Genomic DNA, 18,674 nt, shown 5'->3' on the forward strand with positions numbered 1-18,674 from the left:
AACCCTTTTATATTTCACGCCTTTGTATGCCCCTCATTGCAGCCTTGAGTTTACCGACCAAAGTTTTCATCGCCGATTTCTGTGGCTGACGCGCTACAGGTTTTTGTTGTCCAAAGCCGTCAAACAATTCGTTGAGCTTAACCGTAAAGCCTAAATACGCGCCTCCCGCAGAACGTGTTCCTGAGAAATCCCGGTCATCAACTTTACCAAAGACGTAACCAGCAGAAACGCGCAGGTTCGGCGTGAGGTAGTAGCCTGTTTCCACAACAAAGCCTGTCTCGCTGTAGCTAGACTGACTAATTACACGAGCTTCACCCACCAAATCCCAGCTATATCCCAAACGATAGGTAGCACGTAATTGGGCCAGATTTACTGTGCTAGTACCAGCTAAATCACTAGCTATGTAAGAGGTACTGTTACGCAACGCATACTTCCCGTAGAATTCCCATTGCCAATTAGGAGCGTAAATCGCTTCTAAAGCAAAGGTATGGTCTTGAGAACCCGTACCACTTCCTAAGAGGATGGTGTCAGGGATGGTTGATGGATTTTGGCGATATTCATAACGTAATAAAGCATTAAATTTATCGTTATTGGGATCGCGGTAGGCTAAACCCAGCTTCAGGTTAGCAGTATCTCCCAATCCTGAAAGCTTTTGATTGGAAGAACCGGCTTGTTGATAACGTACCAAAGCTGTGAGAGCCAGAGAAATTTTACCCGCAGCACCTGCGGTAATTACTGTATTAGCACCACCAGAAGAGGAACGATGTTCATAACGGACGCTAGCTTGAAACTGCGGATTATCACTATATTCCAGACCCACACTGTAGCTATCACCCCCATCAAATCCGATCGCAGATGCGGCTTGACCAAAGGCGTAGGGTTGAGCATATTGTTGACCCGCCAAAGTACGCCCGAAAAAGTTGCCAAATACGTGTTCGTAAGCAACGTTCAGCCGCAATCCAGAAGCAATAGTCCAGCGGTTATTTATACCAATTGCTCCTTGAGTAGTCATTTCGTTAGCACCACCCAAAATTGAGTAACGACCAGTCAAGGTAGTATCTGATCCGAGTTTGTGTTCGCCGTTGACACTCAAGCTAGTAATGGAATTACCCGAATATTGACCGCTACTGTAATACTGTTGGGCCAGACTAACGCTGACACCAGGAATTACTGCCCAATTCAACCCGAAAATGCTACGGTCTGGGTAAATAGCATCTTTTTGGGAAGATAAGCTGAGTTCATTTTGGGCTTGGAATGTCAGGTTTTTAGCTAGAGGAACTGAAAAACGCGATCGCAGTTGATCGGAATTACTACTTAGGGTACTGTCAGGAATACGGTCTTCCAGTTGACGATGAATCAAATCCAGATCGATAGTGGCGCTACCCAGGCGTTGTTGAATCCCAGCAGAAATCGTTGTCAGTGAATTATCTACCTTACTACCAGGTATCGCCTCATAACGCGGTGCAAACAGTTCTTCAAAAGTATCTAGGGGTTGGGGAGCAATCCCAAAATTGTCTTCATGGTCGTATTGCGCTCTGACGTTGGTAGTTGAGGCGAGTTTAGCTGTAAGCTGCGCTCCATAACGGGTTTGTCCTGGGACAAAGCTAATAGTGGCATTATTGGCAAAACCCGTATCAGCAAAGCGATAATAGGCACGACCTTGAATCCCATTAGTAATCTTTCCTTCAGCTTCTAAACGGTAGGCATCACCTCTGACTTTTCCCACCACATCAGAATCATTCGTGGAATGGGCATATTCTGCGATTAATTTAGCGTTGTCACCCAAAGCAATCAGCGCATCTGCACCATAAAGTTGAAAGTCTCGCACCCCATGATTTTCTTGAACGTAAGTTGCTCCTATCCAGCTTTCAGAGTTAAGTTTGTGGGAAAGGTTATATTGCAAACGACCAGCATAGATGCTCCCGTCAGAGTCTTCGCTGTCATATTGATAGCTAACAACAATCCGACGTACCAACACTTGTCCGGTTCGATCGATATCGGTGCGTAGAATCGGTTCGCGGAATAATAAGGTACCGCGATCGTAGTCGATTTCGTAGTCTGGGCCTCGGTTAAGTTGTTTTCGTTCTAATACAGTCCCAGGACGATTGAGTTCTTCTAACTCGATAAAGACATTTTCACTACCAGCTTGTAATAGTCTGCGAGAGAGGAAGTAATAACCACTTGTGCCATCAGGAGCAATAGTATCCCGTTGAAATCCTTCTAAGTGGTCGCCATAGAAACCTGTAATTTGTAGGTTTCCTAAGTTGTAGTTAGCTTTAAAACCGTGAAGTTGACGGGTGATAGAAGTAAATTGCTGCGATCGCCGTGCAAATTCTTCTGTGTTATAGTCACCCCACATAGCATAATCAGGATCGGAGCCAGGGGTACGAGCTGAACGCTCAAAACGCAAAAATACACTATCAATGGAAGGAGCGACCACATCAACTTTCGAGCTATCGCCGTAGACAGGATAGTTTTGCTCGCTGAATTGGTAAGTTCTAAACAGGCGATTATCGCAGTTGCAATCTTCATTGAGGCTACGAGAACTGTTATATGCACCTGTAAACAACCATTCTCCGATCGCACCAGTGGCAAATATCGCTGAATGGAAATCTAATTGCGTTCCGTTGTTTTTGTCAGGAGGGAGGAAATCACGGAAACTGCCGTAATAATTTGTACCTCTAGCGCCCAATCGTAAATCTACTACTCCAGTCACTAAACTTGGACGCAGTGCCGTTTCAAATTGTAGTTGAGTGAAGGCTTCTAAATCATTAGCGATCGCGCGAATTGTCACAGTTTCGGCCTTTAATTGCGATCGCAACGTCGCAGTAAATTGCCCTGCTTTCGCCTCCACTTGAAATCCCGGTTCATCGGGTTTGAAGTCTTTCCCGACTAACTCCCCAGCACTGGGTATCAGGGTGATAACAGCATCACGATTCGAGCGATTACCACTTCCATCAATGAGTTGACCCCGGATTGTAGCCGTAGAACGTCCATCTGCCGGGATACGAGACTCAACTGTTTCTAAAGTTAATTGCTGCGGCGCTCCCCGAACTGCGACTTGTACTGTTACAGGGGGTTCTGTTCCTCCAACAATTTGTGCAGAGATGGTGTTTGCACCTTCTTTTAACGAGACACCATACCATGTCTGCTTTACTAAGTTGGTGGTAGCATCAGTTTCTGTCCGTCCCACTAAAGAAGGGTCTACCAACACCCCATTTACCCGCAATTCCACTTGACTACCAGCAGGAAACTGCACAATCACCGTGCTAGCTTGTACATCTACAACACTGTCAGCCGTCGGAGTCAGGATTTTGATTGTTGTAGGGACAGTGGGGGACACGGGAAGATTTTCATTTACCCCTTGTCCCCTTGTCCCCGCGTCCTCTACTCCTGCAATTTTGCGTAATCCTCTGGGCAAACCTACAGAAGTTGCTGGCTGAAATGGTTGTATTTCCGTTGGAGAAGCATGAAATAGTGTCTCAGTATTTTTGCGTTCGTCGTTCTTTTCCTCTATTTCGACTACTTTGCGTGAGTCTCTGGGCAAATCAACAGAAGTTGCTGGTTGAAATGGGTGTATTTCCGTTTCATTTGGCTGGACATCTAGAATTTCAGGAGCCGATATTGAAGAAGTTGAGGCAAGTTTGAGAGGTGGAGAATGCCGATCGGAACTTCCCAAGATATAGGGAGAATTTGAATCTATACTTTTTTCAGCAACTTTATTCCGATCCGCTTGATCTTCAACCCGGCTTTTCACGTCATTTGGAAAAACCAAAGCGAAACTTAACCTCCGAGCAAGCTTCCCTTCCCTTGAAGAGGAAGAATTCAAAGCCTCTCCCCTTATAGGGGAGAGGTTTGGAGAGAGGTTTTCCAGATCCCTTGAAAAATCACGATCTTCAACACCCTTATCAGCCTGCAAATGGGAATCAGGCAAAAGGAGGTTTTTACTAGTGATTTCTGCTTTAACTATTGCAGGGCACAAAACAAGGTAGAGAGCTACTGGCATCGCCCCCATCAATCTCAGGTTAAATGTGGTTATACAGTGCAGCCTGGGTTTCATTTCTTGACTGGCTCCTGAAATGTGGGGGTGACAGCAAAGTTCATGCGTACTAAACCACCAGGCTCTAAATGCACCAAGCGAGATTGACTATTTCGTTCGCGGAATTTTTCGTTATGAGCTAGGGTGTAACCTGCTACACTGCTAAGGTCTAGTACACCTGTGTGGTATCCAGGTAAGGCATTAGCTAAGGAGAACAAACCATTAGGATCTGTAGTGATGCGGTTTCCATCCTCTAGAAAAATCACTGCATTGGCTACTCCAGGCTCACCACGCTGTTGTTCACCGTCAAAGTTTTTATCAACAAATACCCGACCGATAATCGTGCCACAGTCAGAAACTATTCCTGGACGAATTTTCAATTGGTGCGTTGCTGGGCCATCCTTAGTACTAAAACGGTTATCAGCTCGTTGGGCATTAACGATCGCAGTGTTGCGACCAGTACCACGCAATGCATCAGCTGTTAATTGAGCAGCGTAGGCAATATTCAAGACTTTCTCTGGGGGAATTGTGACGTCTGTGCGGAATGTCACTGTGTTACCATTGCGTTCTGAGGCGATCGTGACTAGTTGACCATCTAGCTCTCCCCGTACAGATTTCGGCAAAAACTGAAATCCTAAAGGTAGGTCGTCGGTGACAAATATATTATTCAAACCAGCATCAGCAAGATTTTTTACCGACAGGCGATAGATTACCGTATCTCCAGGTTCAGCAGTAGCGCGATCGCCTGTTTTGATAATCTGCAACTGATTGGCTTGACACATATTTGTGGTAAATTCAAAGGCTAATAAGTCCAGTCCATTTACTTCTGCATTGGGAACTAAAACAACTGTTTGCTCTACCCTGGTTTCACCTGTGATATTGATTGGTTGACCATCTAGAGAACTAGCGACATACCGCACGACACTATTACCTTGTGTACCAGTGCTACCAAGGATTTCAATTTTTATCCGCCGCTGTTTGTAGATAGAATTTGGTGGTGGATTGACTACAAAAATATAGGTTTTACCTGGAGCGGTTTGACCCTTATTCGGATCGAGTAGGAAATTGTAGACACCCGCAGGGTTATTCGTAACGAAGTAAGGGTTACTATTCTCGGTATTTGGCGATTTACCGCCAGGAACGTTGTTATTCGGAATATCGGGTAACTCTGTTCTAGTCAAAGCAACTAAACTACCTAATTCTGTACCCGTTGGGTCGCTAGAATTAGGTTCGTATACGCCAACTGAAAAACCTGTATAGTCAGGTAGAATTGTGCCAGCGCAACCTAAAATCCGCCCTAATGGATCGAGTAATGGGCTAGGACTAATATTGATTTGCTCAGAACTTCCTTGATATTGATAATTACTAGCAGAATCTGTATAAGTATAAGTAGCTTGATTTATTAATGGCAAAGACGCAACCAGATTGTTAGTCTGTTGCGCGATCGCTGGCACAGAAATAGTAGTATGCAAAAAACTTCCCAGAAGAACAGTAGCTGTTAACCGTTGCCACCAGCTACCGCTAGAAGTAATTTGCTTTTGGTTTTGAGGGCGGCTCACCGGACACATCTCCTCTGAAATGTCAAGCTTGTTGTTAATAAAAGCATCTATTTATTTAGGGAATCCAGTTAAGCCAAAACCCTTTAAAAATCTCGTTTTCAGGTTTTATCTAGAAATATTGTTGATTGCAGCTCTTTTTCGAGTCAGGACGGCGTGTCCTTGCGTCCCAATCAGCGCACTTGGGTTTGATAAGTTGCCTTGACTGTCGTCTTCGCTGCAAGTGACGGAATCTGCAAACGGATATGGGTGTAAGCAATGGCTGGTGCTGGTTTTGTTTCCACTTTGCCGCCAGGAAGAGTAACTTTAACAGTGGGATTTTCGACAAAGCTACGCCCGCCATCAATGCTGTAAATAACTTTGGCATTTTTGGCGACACTGGTAGAATTCAGCACGTAGACCATTCCTTTGGGAATAGGTTGATTAAAAGTCAAATTCTTCACTGGGCGATCGCTCTTATTTTCACCGCTTAAGGTATATCGCAATACATCTCCTGGTCGCACCACAACTTGACCTTTCAAAGGTTCCCATTTCTTACTTTGCTTACCTTGTTGATCCTGTGCCACCACCTGCTTTTCTGCTTCTAAACGCAATTGAATTTGCCCTTGAGTTTTGATATTCTGAGCAACAGCACTTTCTAAATGCCATACATTTGCGATTCCCGGAATTTGACCGACAAATGGAACTGTAGCAATGAGAGCAAATGCTCCTAAACCTGCAAGAGAAACACGCTTCATATAAATAACCTCAAAAAAATTCCAGAATGTGAATTGTTGACTTATCTTTCCCAGCTTTTGCTTAGAAAAAGTCATTCCCCTATTTGCTTGATGTTTAGGGGTTGGGGAGTGAGGTGAACTGGTTCGCAGACTCTTCAAGTTTGCGAACTTCAAAGTCCCCAATCCGAACGAATTAGTTCACCTTGCGTTGGAAGGTAAACGTTCTTTGAATACCCGGTGCGATCGTGTCAGTTACAGTATCTATATACTTAGCAACATCAGTGTTTGCCGTAGTTCCAGTTTGGTCAATACCAGAGCTAGTAGCTGAATTACCACTGAAGAATTGAATGGTTGCACTCCCGGAATCCTTAGCTGAACCAACAATGTTGCTAGTATCAATTTGACCGCTAGCATCGTTGTCTAATGCCCAGTTGTTGGGGGTTTTCGTACCATCTTCAGTAATCACAACTTTGTTAGCATTCAAAATCACATTACCCGTTCCAGATTGAGGATCGGAAATATTTGTGTATTGAATTTGGTACTCAATAATGTTTCCTGGTGCAGGCTTCTTCGGATCGATACTGAATGTGCCATCATTCCCCTGGACTACAGTCCCAGTTCCTTGTAAAACTCGCGACACTTTCAGCAGTTTCAGGAAGCCAGTATACACGCGATCAATAGTGATGTTGTAGACTTCAGTATTTTTATCGAATGCACCATCATTATTAGCATCAATGAAGGCAGCAATGGGTATTGGGAAGCCAAATTCTTTATCGCCTGTATAGTCTGGAATAGTATCTGTTGACAAAGAAGTATTGGCTGGCAGATCGACTTCTACACCATAGTTGATGAGTGCGCCACTAGCAACGTTAGAGATAGTGATTGGTGTACTAGCGGTTGTAAAGTTTCCTGTTGCTTGATCGTAGGTATATACAACCGACTGACTATTGTAGGTAATAGTTACCTTCGTACTATTTGGTAAATCCAGCTGATTGGTTGGTTTTGTTGGTACTAATGTGATATTGCCTGTGCTAGTGCCATTGTTCTTAATTGTGTTGGTAAAGCCAACTGATTGTGGGTCAAGTTTAGCCCCAGGTAGTGTGCCTGCTGGTACAAGGGAAGATTTATTGGTGAAGTCATCGTTATTCCCGGATGGCCCAGTCGCATCTGGCGCATTCTGCGGCCCGTTGAGTATCCCTGAAGCTACAGGCGTTTGCAGTATGATGCTATTTGCTTCACCACCACTACCAGTACCAGTATTGTTGTTACCTGTATCAGTTCCAGTGTTGGTAAGGTCTGTTGAGTCGTTAATATAGCCGTCACTAACACTAGCTGCTGGTAGAGTATCAGGAACACCATCACCATTGGTATCTGTACCTGGAGGAGGTGTTGAGCCGTCGTAGTTGCTGGGATTTTGGTCACCAGATTCGTCGTATACTAGGGCGTTAGTACTAGGAGTTTGACCGAATAATTGGGCAATGTTAGAGACGGTCAATGGTGAAGTTGCAGTTGATTTAACAGCTAACTGAATTGAGAAACCATTTACCGTTGTACCGGGAGCAATGGAAGTAATAGTAGTTGGATTATTGATAAAACCAACACGAGTCACACCTGGCAGTGTATCAGCACCTTTTAAGGGAAAGGTTTTCCAATTGGCTGTATTCGCATTAGTTGTGACTGGCTCGGTCGTGTAGACTGCTTGCCAACCAGGAGGTGGAGTTGGCGCAGCTGCTAATTGTGTGCCTGCTGGAATTGCATCAGAAACTAAAATATAGTTGCCATTACTACCATCAACATTGATGGGTGTACCTACTAAAGCTGCTGGGCTAATTCCGTTATTTGTGGGGTCATTGGACTCAACCCTTAAACTTAAACTGTAAGGTATCTTGTCATCTGTAATCTGGGTCGTGTTATTAGTGTCTACAACACCACGAACCTTCAGCACGGTGGCTAAAGCATAGGACTTCAGGGTAGAACCTACCTTGATTTGCTCGGTTGCACTAGCTTCCCTTGTTCCGTTAACTGGTGCGCCAGCTACCTCACCAGTAACAGTTCCATCTGCGTTATCTACGGTATAAACGTCACCACCATCGGGACTTCGTAGTTGGTTCTGAGCATTACCAGGTGTATTACCAAGGGTAACGGTAATTACATCGTTTGTTTGAGCGCCAGCCTGTACGGTAACTGGCACACGTACCAACACAGTACCACCAGGCGCAACTGAGGCTGTAATGACTTCAGTCCCAGTGATATTTTGCCAGGTTGCGCCGCCATCAGTGCTGTATTGCAAGTTGTTAGCTGTACCACCATTCGGTAATATTCCCGAAACTGTACCTGGCCCAGTTGTGGTTGCTAGGTTAGGAACCCGGAATTTAGTAGGGTCATTACCGACGTTTGTCAGAGTGTAGGTATATATTAATAAATCGTTAACTTCAACAGAACCACCATTACTATCTGTGATTCCAGATGCTGAGACGGTAATCCCAGCAACCTCTGCTACGGTGACAACGACAGTATTAGAAGTGGCATTTATAGTTGTCCCTGGATTGTTGGGATCTTCGTAGGTCGCAGTCGCCGTGTTGCTGATAGATGTACCTGCTGTAGTTCCGTCAGCTAATACAGGTGCGAGAAATTGGAAAAGGCTACCAGTTAATAACGCTGTTGCTATTAGAAATTGGTAAAGTTGACGCTGCTTATTTACGGATTGATTTCGATTTACCATAGAAATAGTTTGTTTGCTGAACTTGTATCTCGGATTTTGAGACAGGATAAAGTTCGGCAATTCCCTTTTAGGAATTACCGATTATGGCTGCCCAAAACGTTGAAGTTTTGGGAATGCATATTTAAGGAGTTAAATTATTGACACTCCTTAAAAACTGTATTGAGATAATAACCAGAAATAACTTGTCTACTTGTTTTACGCTTACCCTTGAGAATCAAAGCTGGCAATTGCAAATATGTGTAATTTATTACTGTATTTCCGCGGCTTTTAGATGTAAATAGCAATGTAGCTTTTAAAGCAAATAAAGTCTTCCGTAGAAATAAGCAACTTCTCTAGACGTGAATGAGTACATCAAAGCTGAAAAATTAACTTTATTTTGGCAACACACATAGCATTTTTAGTGGTTTAATCATCTGATTAAACCACTAAAACTTATATCTATAAATGCTTTTGAGTCTTTGCTGTCAGAAATGTATACTGCTCTGTAGAGTCATTTAGATAAAAAAATTGAAAGTTAACTAAGCGATTTAGATCGCTTAAATAGGATATTAATTTCAGCTAATGCAATTTTATCATAATATTAATGCGATATAATCATGAAAATTACCGTGTTAATGCTGAGTAAGTGAAGCTATTTTATTTTTTAATAACATTAAAAATGTCTGTGTAAATACTAAAAATAGAGATTACTAGTATTAAAGTTTTACAAGAATCATTCTTCTCAACACGAAGTATACCCGATATTTTTAGTCGGGTATGTTTGACTGGTATTTTTGCTCGTGTTAGTATCAGGCGACAAGTGACAGACAAACAGGGAAAGCTAGTTTATGACTCAGGCAATCAAAACCCAAACCCAAACCCAAACCAGCACTGCCTACTTTCAAGCCTTGAAGTGTAAGGAATGTGGTGCGGAATATGAACTCAAAGCCAGTAATGTTTGTGAGTCATGTTTTGGCCCGTTAGAAGTTAAATATGACTACAACGCCCTACGTCTGACTGTCACTCGTGAAACAATTCAAGCTGGGCCCAATTCAATTTGGCGCTACCGTCCCTTTTTGCCTGTCGCAACTGACAATGTTATAGATGTGGGAACTGGTATGACTCCGTTGGTTCGTTCCCACCGTCTTGCTCGTCGTTTGGGTTTAAATAAGCTTTATATAAAAAATGATGCTGTGAATATGCCCACCCTGAGCTTTAAGGATCGGGTGGTGTCAGTCGCTCTATCTAGAGCGCGGGAGTTAGGTTTCACTACTGTTTCTTGCGCTAGCACTGGTAATTTGGCAAATTCTACAGCTGCGATCGCAGCTCACGCCGGTTTAGATTGCTGTGTGTTCATCCCCGCAGATTTAGAAGCCGGTAAAATTATCGGTAGCCTGATCTACAGTCCCACCCTGATGGCCGTCAAGGGCAACTACGATCAAGTAAATCGTCTCTGTTCTGAAGTTGCTAATACACATGGGTGGGGTTTTGTCAACATCAATCTGCGTCCTTATTACTCTGAAGGTTCCAAGACGCTAGGTTTTGAAGTTGCAGAACAACTAGGCTGGGAACTTCCCGATCATGTGGTTGCTCCTTTGGCATCTGGTTCGCTCTTTACAAAAATTTATAAAGGGTTCCAAGAATTTGTCGAAGTTGGTTTAGTAGAAAACAAGAGCGTCCGTTTCAGTGGCGCTCAGGCTGAAGGTTGTTCGCCAATCGCCCAAGCCTTCAAAGAAGGACGCGATTTTATTAAGCCAGTAAAACCGAATACAATTGCGAAATCTCTAGCGATCGGTAATCCAGCAGACGGTATTTATGCTGTGGAGCTAGCTCAGAAGACAGGTGGTAACATTGAATCAGTCAATGATGCCGAAATTATTGATGGCATCAAGTTGCTGGCAGAAACCGAAGGCATCTTCACAGAAACGGCTGGTGGTACAACCGTGGCCGTGCTGAAAAAACTGGTAGAAGCTGGCAAAATTGATCCAGATGAAACTACCGTGATTTACATCACCGGCAATGGTCTGAAAACGCAAGAAGCAATCCAAGGCTACGTTGGTGAACCCTTGACTATTGATGCTAAATTGGATAGTTTTGAACGCGCCTTGGAGCGATCGCGTACTCTGGATCGCTTGGAATGGCAACAAGTCCTCGTTTAGTTAGGAGTTATGAGTTATGAGTTTTTTATTCATGACTCCTAACTCTTAAATTGTATTTTTCACTTTTAACTCTTCACTTTGTACTTCTATGGCTGTAACAGTTTTAGTTCCTACAACTCTTCAGAATTTGACTAATAATCAAGCTAGTCTAGAATCCAACGGTAGCACCATTGCTGAACTCTTGGACTCCTTAGAACAAAGCTTTCCTGGTATTAAATCGCGGTTGTGCGATGAAGAAGGCAAGCTACGTCGATTTGTAAATTTTTACGTCGATAGTGAAGATATCCGCTATTTAGATGGTATTAACACAGCCTTGAAAGATGGTGATGAAGTAAGTATTGTTCCTGCTGTTGCTGGTGGTTAATCCTGAAAACATCTACCTAGATTTATTAAATGAATACATTTAGGCTTGCCGCGAATGGCAGGCTTATTTTTATTGGTTTCAAATTCAGTATATCGAAAACTTTTGTAAATGACTTTAACAGCAACTATAAAAGAATTCCTGGGAATTTTTAGCTTTTGACTGACCTACTCTAAGACTCAAAATAGAAAGAGCCTGTACAGAGATCGTTTAAATATCACAAAATCCAATTGAGGATATTTGGTTACAAGCTAAAACCTGGATGCGGCGTTTCTGTGCTTTGATTCCTTCGTTCTCTCATCTTAAATGGATGTTTGAGTGGTTTCTCCGACACACAAACGAGTGATTTTGCCACTCTTCAAATGTATGGAGCTTTTTCATAAATCAAATACTAGTCCTATATCTATTGAAAATATGACATTGGGCATTAAAAAAGATATGTTGATTATTTATACCAACTTTCTAAAATTTCCCAATTAATTAATCTCCGCGGCTTCCCACAGCGCTCATGCTGTGGGAAGCCGCAGATGCTTCTTATTATGTGAAACTAAAACTAAAAACTAAAAGTACTCCGTAGAATGCCGATAGTAACTGAGTCACTATCTGGTGTGTTACCAGGCTGTATAAGATGAATTATCCCTGGTGTAATGCTGATATTATCTGTTAGCTGGAAACGATAAAATGCCTCGATTTGAGTGGTCGTGCCTGGTTGTCCACCTGTTCGTCCTAAACCTGTATTGATAAAATCAGGGACATTATTCCCTACAGGTAAGTCACTACTAGTTATTTTAGGAGGTTGACCGACATAAATTCCTCCTAAATTTCCTTTAGCAAATAAATCAGGAAAATTCAGAAACACCATATAATTTGTTGTTTCTACACTTCCTGATTGCCCAGGAATGTAAGATTTAGTATAACCACCCCACGCACCTGCGCTAATGTGAGGAGAAATTTGCCAAGTCAGAGTCGCACCCACGGCATTAGTTTGTAGCGGTGCTGATTTTCCGGTAGTGGTATTAACTGTAGTTAAGCATTCATCACCAACAAAGGTTAGTAAACAACCATCCGAAGCGTAATTGTTAACGTAATATAAACTTAAATCTAGAGTATCAGTTGGTGTCAGCAGTAATTGTACACCTGTAGTGGTGTTTCCATCAAATAAACCGCTACCTTTACCGGAATTTCCTGGCTGATAACTAGTATAAATTGCCTGTAAACTAGCGCGTTTAGCAAATTGCCAATCGATAGCTATACCACCGTGACCGTATCCCATATTTAAAATTGGGTTTCTTTGGGCAAAATAAGATAATGGTCCAGTTGCAGCACTTTCTACCCGATTGGGGCCTCGGAAAGCATATGGCATACTTACGCCTTCTGTTCCTACCATTACTGCTAATTTATCTGTCACCAGCCAATGAAAATTGAGGTCACTTACAATCAAGTTATCTGTAGGAAATTCGTAGCCAAGTAAAACATCATTTCGGGAAACACTATTGGTAAATCTCGGCGTAGTTTTTCCTTTTCCATCTAAAAGACCTGTAAACAAGTAACTACTGGGAGTGATTTGACTAGTTAAATACAGCTGCGCCAGGGATATAACATTAATGTTTGTTCCTGCATCAGTTGTATCTTTTTGGCCATCTCTAGGATTAATATCACCACGATTGTTAGTTCGTCCTTGAATGCCAACTATCAGTAGTCCACTGAGTTTAGTTGTTGTTGAGAATTGGTTAGCTTCGATTTCAGCAGTTTTGGCTTCTAAATTATCGACACGACCCCGCAAAGTTGCTAATTCAGGGGCAAATTCTGACTGTAATTTTTGTAATATTTCTAAATCTTCGCGAGTGACTAAATCGCTGGTGGCTGTAGTAATTAATTCGTTGACTCTATCTAAACAAGCGTTTACACCCGCAGCGAATTCATACCGAGTTAAAGCGCGATTACCGCGATAGCTGCTATCTGGATAGCCGGCTATGCAACCATAACGTTCCACCAAAGATTGCAAGGCTTGGAATGCCCAATCGTTGGGTTGTACATCCTTGAGTTGAGATACCGATGTAACTTGCGCCATCGGTTCTTCTGGAGAGAGGGAGGGGGATGAGGGAATAATATTATCGCTCTTAACTCCTATCTCCTGAGTAGTTTCTGTATTGATATATTCTTGTGCTAATGCTTTTTGTGCAACTCCATTTACTCCCGCAATTAGTAACCATGCGAGCATCCAGGTTTTGCAATGACTGCGGCTAATAAGTCTACCTTTCAATTTTTTACACTCTGCTCACATACTTAAGTGAAGAGTGTATTCGCGATCATCTTGGGTTCACATGGGGACATTTACGGATTTTGTCCAAAATTAGACTTAATGCTTCTAGGCAACTTTTTAAAGGGCGAGTATAACAGGGTATTGGGGAATGGGGACTGGGGACTAGAAAAGAGTTTCTCAATCCCTAATCCTCAATTTTATAATCCCGAATCTATGGCAAATCGTTCACGCAAGCTGAAGCCAAAAGCCTCTAAACTAAATCAACCTCGTGCTGGTGCGATGAAACGCGTCGCTAAAAAATCCCAGAAAAAGCTAAAACGAGGGCGTTGGTTGTCGTCAATACTAGCGATGTCTACGACGGGCTGCGCCTACGCAATTCTGTTAAGTAGTGCTAGTCTAATTATGGCTTTTGCCTGGATTAGTGTTCTCTTCATCTTCAATCCAGACGAGGTAAGCTGGCTAAATAAAATTTTACCTGCATGGGCACAAATTCCCCTTGGTAAACACGAACGTCCCCAAACTCTCAAACAAATTCAACTCGATTTAAGTAAAAAAAACCAAATATTTGGGGAAACTCTGCCTTTACATGAGGATGTGAAAACTTCATTTTTACTGCCAGTTTTTCAACAACGTGCTAATTGTCTATCTGATTGTGAAGAACTGGTGGAACTCAGAGTTTACGAGCGCTCAGAAGAGTTAGAGTTTAAATCTCAGTCAGAAAGTTACTACTATCTAGCGACTCAATTACCTATAACTGGCCCAGATGAATTCTTTGTGATTTCTTCTTTGCTTGATGGAACATCAGAACCCCAGGATATCAGTATTCCCCTACCTTTAACTGAAGTGCAACGCTTTGAAGGTAAGACACCATCATCAGGGGTTTGGTTTGATTTGCGGGGTAAACGCCAACAAGGAGCTGGTGTTATCCGCTACGGTTACGTCGTATACTACAATCCAGAACGCACGAATCTACTACAAATGTTGTCTTGGACTAGTCCTAATGGACAATTGCCCAAATGGCAGCAGGTAACTGGTGATGCTACAAAAGAGTTAGTTGTCGACCAAACAGTAGGTTTAGAACCGCACTTACAGGTTTACCAAGTCAAACCTTTGAAGTTATTTCTCAAACCAATTCAATTGGAGGCGATTAGCCTCAAATCATCAACCTTCAAAGATTCTGGATACCAAAACGCCCTATTAATTGCCCGTAGCGGATTGTGGACACCAGCTTTTGAATGGTTGAAATTCGTCAAGAAGCAGCGCAAAGGAGTTTTACCAGAAGCGGCGCAAGCGCAAATGGATTTGATTCGCTTGCATTCCCAACTTACTAAAATTCAAGCCCAGAAAAATTGGGCCAGTCCTAGTCAAGAAGTGCTGGCAGATTTGATTGATGGTCGCTGGGAGAAAGCTTTACAGGTGTTTGAAGCGTCGCCACATAATGCCCAAGAAATTGCTACTCTACTCAAAGCTGATGAAAAACGGTTGTGGAATCGCACAGTGGCGGCGTTGCAGGTGAACCCAAATAGACAAGAGGTGCAAGCTTGGTTCGCGTTGATTTTAGCAGTTCAACGGGGAGAAGAACACGCTGATTCTTGGTTAAAGGCGCAACCAAAAATTACAAAAGATAATCTTGCCTATATTCAAGGTTTGTTGGCAAGACTTAATGGTAAGGGGACATCGCAAATATCCTCTACTCACCCTAGTCAGATTGTTGGTACGGTGCAACCAATCACTCAAGTTACCAACACCGAATGGCTGCAACCAAATTCCCCAGCAGATTTGAAACTTACCGATAATCAAGTTTGGTATCAGGTGGAGGTAAGTGCATTTAATGACGGGAAAAGCTGGCTAAATTTCCCCTTTGAAAATTTCAACCCTCCGAAAACTGACGCCGCCAAATTTTTCTGGAAAACTTTGGGAATCACTTCTGACCCGGAAATCCAAATTGTAGTCTGGTTGCCAAATGGAGAACAAAAAATTACTATAGCCGCTATCAAAGCGGTGCAACTACGGGGTAAAGTTTTGCGCCTATTAGCTGCTGGCCCAAAAATTCCAGATAATCAAAACAATGTTCTCCAACCCAAACCTTTAGCCTTGACCAATGCAGCACTGGAATGGGTGCAACCATCTCCCATTACTCTACGAGAACTGCATCAACAAAATCCCCAAGGGGTGAAGGTAATGCTATCGAGTCTGTGGCAATCTTTACAACAATCCGGCGAAGTTCCGGGTGGTGCTATTCCTAGCTTTGAACAGATGCAGGAAAAATTAGGTGATTGGCCTGTTCAAGTGATTGATTTAACAAATAACGCTCAACCAGAAATAATACTGACTATCTCACCAGAAGCAATAGTATCTTTGAATCAACCGACACCTAAAGTTCCAAGAAAAAACACAGAACAGCGCCGCGACCGGACTATAATTTTTTCTGATGGAAATAAAATCATTTACACTGATTTTACAGGAAATTACTTACAAAGACTCTCTGCGATCGCCAAGCTTTCAGGGGTGCAATCCTTAGCTTTACTGGTAGAAAATGCTCATAACTACAGTTTGAGGCGCTGGTCAGAGAAAAATCAGCGCTTTGAATAGCACATCCCTGACTCAAATTTCCCCTTTACTCAAATTTAAATTAGAGAGGGGAAAAGCGATCGCGATCGACAAGACTGACTTATTCTTCTTTTTGGTTGGTTTCGGCTTGACGTTGGTGCTTCAGGTTTTCCAATTGCTGCAACAGAGAGTCTACCTCTGCTTGTAAATGCATCAATTTAGCTTGCTGATCGTCTTGATAATAAGACTTGGTTAACTTACTGACCCAGGCAGTCTGGGACTCGCGATCGGAAACGTTAGATAAATAAGTAGGCATCGCTAATTAAATCCACAATTTAACTCACACCATTAGAAATATTATAATAATGCTCTTTTAAGCTTTATTACATTATTGTATATTTTCAATCAATTACTCTAATGGATTTGGGGTTCAATCATAAAAGACGGTGATTATAATGGCTGTGTTCCAAAAAAAAACACTGGCCCAACTGTGTAAAGCTTTCTTCCACTGTATGGTACTTAGGAATAGTTAATTTCTAGTCTGTCAATTATGGTTGTACAAACAATTATCGCCGTTTTTGGGGAATTTACGCAAGAAATTATATGTAGACTATATCAAGAATTATGCTAAATAATGAAAAAACGTAGGGCGAAGCACTTACACTTGGCACAGCCTCTCGTCGCAACGGAAATAGAAGGCTACTATCAAAAAGAGACAGTCTCTTGCGTATTTTCCTAGATTAATTAAAGCGAATCAGGTGGGAAAATACATAGATATACCTGACTAAACGAATGCACTAAAAGCAGCTTTAACCACGGGTAAATTAGAGTTTCACAGAGTTATGACGTAAGTCTCATATAGCAATCAGGTTTGATTCCTGAATTTACTTGCGTGGACAAGCAATAGGATAGATAAGTACTGAGTCTTATTCAAAATCATATAGGAGTCCTATAGATTTGTAGATGATTTTTCACCTCGTCAGTATCCTCTAAGCTAATTTGTTGAACCGAAGGTCGCCGTGGCAGTTTATGATAAATTAACCTTCTAAATGAAAATAGCAAGTGAAACGCCTGCATTACAAAAAATAATATTTTTAATAAGATTCTTTGGGATTAGGGAACTCTCAACAGGCAACTGGTAACGAAAAATCTACTTTCTTCCTCTTGCCCATTTTGCACTTCCTTATCTCACCCTTTCTAAATATCCAATCCTTACATTCAGAAATTTTAAATCCCGTGACTTTGAGCCTGTCTGTTGCTACATCTCATCGCCAACCCTGGCCCGGATTGATAGAAGCCTATCGCGAATACTTGCCTGTCAGCGAAAAAACACCGATTGTCACTCTGTTGGAGGGCAATACACCTCTAATACCAGTGCCAGCGATCGCAGAACGCATTGGCAGACAAGTACGGGTTTTTGTAAAATACGACGGTTTGAATCCTACCGGCAGCTTCAAAGACCGGGGGATGACTATGGCGATTTCCAAGGCTAAGGAAGCAGGGGCAAAAGCAGTAATTTGTGCTAGCACGGGCAATACCTCAGCCGCCGCCGCCGCTTATGCCAGACGTGGGGGCATGAATGCCTTTGTACTGATTCCCGACGGTTATGTGGCGTTGGGCAAGTTAGCTCAAGCATTACTGTATGGCGCAGAAGTATTGGCAATTAAAGGTAATTTTGACCAAGCTTTAGAAATTGTCCGCGAGATGGCCGAATGCTATCCGATCACTTTGGTGAATTCGGTCAATCCCTACCGCCTAGAAGGACAGAAAACAGGAGCGTTTGAAATTGTCGATGCATTGGGTGATGCACCAGACTGGCTGTGTATTCCCGTGGGAAATGCCGGAAATATCACTGCATATTGGATGGGCTTTTGTCAATATCATCAAGCCAGAAAGTGCGATCGCCTACCCCGGATGATGGGATTCCAAGCCGCAGGTGCAGCCCCCTTAGTCCACGGTCAGCCAGTAGCAAATCCCGAAACCTTAGCGACAGCAATTCGCATTGGCAACCCTGCTAGTTGGGATTTAGCGATCGCGGCACAAACCGCCAGCCAGGGAAATTTCCACGCCGTTACCGATGCCGAAATCCTCGACGCTTATCGACTTTTGGCAGCATCAGAAGGTATCTTCTGCGAACCTGCTAGCGCTGCTTCTGTTGCTGGCTTGTTGCAGGTGAAAGACCAAATTCCCACAGGAGCGACAGTGGTTTGTGTCCTCACAGGCAATGGTCTAAAAGACCCAGATACAGCCATTAAACACAATCACAGTCAATTTCAACAGGGTATCGCGGCGGAACTGGGCGCAGTAGCTGAGGCAATGGGATTTTAGG

At 42.8% G+C, this 18,674-nt stretch carries 10 protein-coding genes and 1 pseudogene; 5 read left to right on the forward strand and 6 right to left on the reverse strand.

Annotated elements, in window-relative coordinates:
• Positions 1–7: 7 nt before the first annotated feature.
• The 4 genes from NLP_RS31200 to NLP_RS31215 all read right to left on the reverse strand — a co-directional run bounded on the left by NLP_RS31200 (position 8) and on the right by NLP_RS31215 (position 9,033).
• Positions 8–4,060, reverse strand: coding sequence for a hypothetical protein (locus NLP_RS31200; RefSeq protein WP_104909696.1), 4,053 nt, complete (start codon positions 4,058–4,060; stop codon positions 8–10).
• Positions 4,057–5,607 (reverse strand): DUF11 domain-containing protein, encoded by a 1,551-nt coding sequence (locus NLP_RS31205; protein ID WP_104909697.1) that lies wholly within the window; start codon positions 5,605–5,607, stop codon positions 4,057–4,059. Before NLP_RS31205 ends, NLP_RS31200 begins: the two co-directional genes overlap by 4 nt.
• 161 nt (positions 5,608–5,768) lie before the next feature.
• Positions 5,769–6,332, reverse strand: a complete 564-nt coding sequence (locus tag NLP_RS31210) for a DUF11 domain-containing protein (protein WP_104910109.1) — start codon at positions 6,330–6,332, stop codon at positions 5,769–5,771.
• Positions 6,333–6,504: 172 nt separating this feature from the next.
• The gene (locus tag NLP_RS31215; RefSeq protein ID WP_104909698.1) at positions 6,505–9,033 is read right to left on the reverse strand and encodes a beta strand repeat-containing protein; all 2,529 of its coding nucleotides are present in this window, start codon (positions 9,031–9,033) and stop codon (positions 6,505–6,507) included.
• 827 nt (positions 9,034–9,860) lie between these two features.
• On the opposite strand from NLP_RS31215, the gene thrC (NLP_RS31220) reads away from it, so the two are divergent.
• The 3 genes and pseudogenes from thrC (NLP_RS31220) to NLP_RS31230 all read left to right on the forward strand — a co-directional run.
• Complete coding sequence (gene thrC, locus NLP_RS31220) at positions 9,861–11,171, forward strand: threonine synthase (protein WP_104909699.1); 1,311 nt, start codon at positions 9,861–9,863, stop codon at positions 11,169–11,171.
• 88 nt (positions 11,172–11,259) lie between these two features.
• Positions 11,260–11,535 (forward strand): ubiquitin-like small modifier protein 1, encoded by a 276-nt coding sequence (locus NLP_RS31225; RefSeq protein WP_094342283.1) that lies wholly within the window; start codon positions 11,260–11,262, stop codon positions 11,533–11,535.
• A 217-nt stretch (positions 11,536–11,752) separates the two neighbouring features.
• Positions 11,753–11,915: pseudogene (locus tag NLP_RS31230) on the forward strand (IS630 family transposase); the annotation flags it as partial.
• A gap of 170 nt (positions 11,916–12,085) precedes the next feature.
• Here the strand turns inward: NLP_RS31230 and NLP_RS31235 are convergent.
• Positions 12,086–13,753: an iron uptake porin gene (locus NLP_RS31235; protein ID WP_104909700.1), complete on the reverse strand. Its 1,668-nt coding sequence runs from the start codon at positions 13,751–13,753 to the stop codon at positions 12,086–12,088.
• A gap of 255 nt (positions 13,754–14,008) precedes the next feature.
• On the opposite strand from NLP_RS31235, the gene NLP_RS31240 reads away from it, so the two are divergent.
• Positions 14,009–16,387, forward strand: coding sequence for a hypothetical protein (locus NLP_RS31240; protein ID WP_104910110.1), 2,379 nt, complete (start codon positions 14,009–14,011; stop codon positions 16,385–16,387).
• Between the two features lie 79 nt (positions 16,388–16,466).
• Here the strand turns inward: NLP_RS31240 and NLP_RS31245 are convergent, their stop codons facing one another.
• Positions 16,467–16,661, reverse strand: coding sequence for a hypothetical protein (locus tag NLP_RS31245; RefSeq protein ID WP_104909701.1), 195 nt, complete (start codon positions 16,659–16,661; stop codon positions 16,467–16,469).
• A 920-nt stretch (positions 16,662–17,581) separates the two neighbouring features.
• Here NLP_RS31245 and thrC (NLP_RS31250) point away from each other — a divergent pair.
• On the forward strand, positions 17,582–18,673 hold the full coding sequence (gene thrC / locus NLP_RS31250; RefSeq protein WP_104910111.1) for a threonine synthase: 1,092 nt from the start codon (positions 17,582–17,584) through the stop codon (positions 18,671–18,673).
• The last annotated feature ends 1 nt before the right edge of the window (position 18,674 follow it).

Origin of the sequence: Nostoc sp. 'Lobaria pulmonaria (5183) cyanobiont', assembly GCF_002949795.1 — a bacterium.
Classification (GTDB): Bacteria; Cyanobacteriota; Cyanobacteriia; order Cyanobacteriales; family Nostocaceae; genus Nostoc.

Bases quoted from the DNA above. Each gene is read 5' to 3' on its own strand.
- NLP_RS31225 (WP_094342283.1), top strand. From the start codon at position 11,260: ATGGCTGTAACAGTTTTAGTTCCTACAACTCTTCAGAATTTGACTAAT.
- thrC (WP_104909699.1), top strand. From the start codon at position 9,861: ATGACTCAGGCAATCAAAACCCAAACCCAAACCCAAACCAGCACTGCC.
- NLP_RS31205 (WP_104909697.1), bottom strand. From the start codon at position 5,607: ATGTGTCCGGTGAGCCGCCCTCAAAACCAAAAGCAAATTACTTCTAGC.
- NLP_RS31245 (WP_104909701.1), bottom strand. From the start codon at position 16,661: ATGCCTACTTATTTATCTAACGTTTCCGATCGCGAGTCCCAGACTGCC.
- NLP_RS31240 (WP_104910110.1), top strand. From the start codon at position 14,009: ATGGCAAATCGTTCACGCAAGCTGAAGCCAAAAGCCTCTAAACTAAAT.
- NLP_RS31210 (WP_104910109.1), bottom strand. From the start codon at position 6,332: ATGAAGCGTGTTTCTCTTGCAGGTTTAGGAGCATTTGCTCTCATTGCT.
- NLP_RS31215 (WP_104909698.1), bottom strand. From the start codon at position 9,033: ATGGTAAATCGAAATCAATCCGTAAATAAGCAGCGTCAACTTTACCAA.
- NLP_RS31235 (WP_104909700.1), bottom strand. From the start codon at position 13,753: ATGCTCGCATGGTTACTAATTGCGGGAGTAAATGGAGTTGCACAAAAA.
- NLP_RS31200 (WP_104909696.1), bottom strand. From the start codon at position 4,060: ATGAAACCCAGGCTGCACTGTATAACCACATTTAACCTGAGATTGATG.